Source organism: Halomonas llamarensis (assembly GCF_023555005.1).
Classification (GTDB): Bacteria; Pseudomonadota; Gammaproteobacteria; order Pseudomonadales; family Halomonadaceae; genus Vreelandella; species Vreelandella llamarensis.
Genome location: NZ_JAMJPJ010000074.1, coordinates 1 through 1,144, shown reverse-complemented (window position 1 = coordinate 1,144; position 1,144 = coordinate 1). Strand labels below are relative to the sequence as shown.

At 55.6% G+C, this 1,144-nt stretch carries 1 protein-coding gene; it reads right to left on the bottom strand.

The window, feature by feature from the left end; genetic code table 11:
* Positions 1 to 31: 31 nt before the first annotated feature.
* Positions 32 to 1,143 (bottom strand): IS3 family transposase gene (locus tag M8006_RS17575; RefSeq protein ID WP_250084491.1). Its coding sequence is split into 2 segments (ribosomal slippage): positions 32 to 924 and positions 924 to 1,143, totalling 1,113 coding nucleotides; the frame shifts between segments, so codons are not numbered across the junction.
* Between the last annotated feature and the right edge of the window lies 1 nt (position 1,144).

The following is a 1,144-nucleotide window of genomic DNA, read 5'->3' as shown; positions in this document are numbered from 1 at the left end:
TGGAGTGGTCAAGCAATTTGTGACAACCCAGTTAAGCCGCTTTCTTCAGTTCTGCCATTGCTGATTCGTAATCATTGGGGCTGCTGTAATCCAGCGTCGAATGCCGCCGCCGACTGTTATAAAACATCACAATGTAATCCAGTACATCCTGCTGAGCCTCGGTTCGAACCTGGTAGTGCCGCCACTGCACCCTCTCTTTCTTCAGGCTCGCAAAAAAGCTTTCCGCTACCGCATTGTCCCAGCAATTGCCCTTGCGGCTCATGCTGCCAACAAAGCCATTGGCTTTCAGCAACCGCCGGTACGCCTTGCTGGCATACTGTGAGCCTCGGTCTGAATGCACGATCAACCCAGCCCCCGGTCGACGCTGCCAGACCGCCATACGCAGGGCATCTGTCACCAGCTTGGCGTTCATCCGCGACCCCATGCTCCAGCCCACCACTCGCCGACTGAACAGGTCAATGAAAACGGCCAGATACAACCAGCCTTCCTGTGTCCAGAGGTAAGTGATATCGGATACATAGGCTTGATCTGGACCCTCTGCAGTAAACTCCCGATTCAGCACATTCTCGAATACCGGCTGCTTGTGATTACTGTTCGTCGTCACCTTGTACTTTTTCCGACACTTGGCTTTAACACCTGCTTCTCGCATCAAGGAGCTTGTCTTGCGGCGCCCGACCAGGAAGCCTAAGGCGTTGAGCGCCCGCTTCATCCGACGTGACCCATAGCTGTAACCGCTGGTCTCCGCGATCTCTTTCACCGCCGCTAGCATCGCCTGGCGCTCGGGGTCCGGCTGTTTGTCTTGTTGACGCTGGCAATAACGGTAATACGCATTGCGGCTTACACCCAGAAGCCGACACATCAGGTCGACCGGCCAGGTCTTCTTGTACTGGGTGATGAACGCGTATTTCACCGCGTTTCCTTGGCAAAGAAGACCGTCGCCTTTTTTAGGATATCTTTCTCCATCTTCAGCCGGCGGTTCTCTTCTCGCAACTGTCGAATCTCGGCCTGTTCCGATGTCAGCTTGCCATTGCCCCGGAAGGCCTGCCCGTCATCCTCCGCGTGCTCTTTGATCCATCGGCCCAGTAGATTGGCCCTTATCCCCAGGCTGCGCGCGGCCTCTGCCTTTGTGTAACCTTGCTCCAGC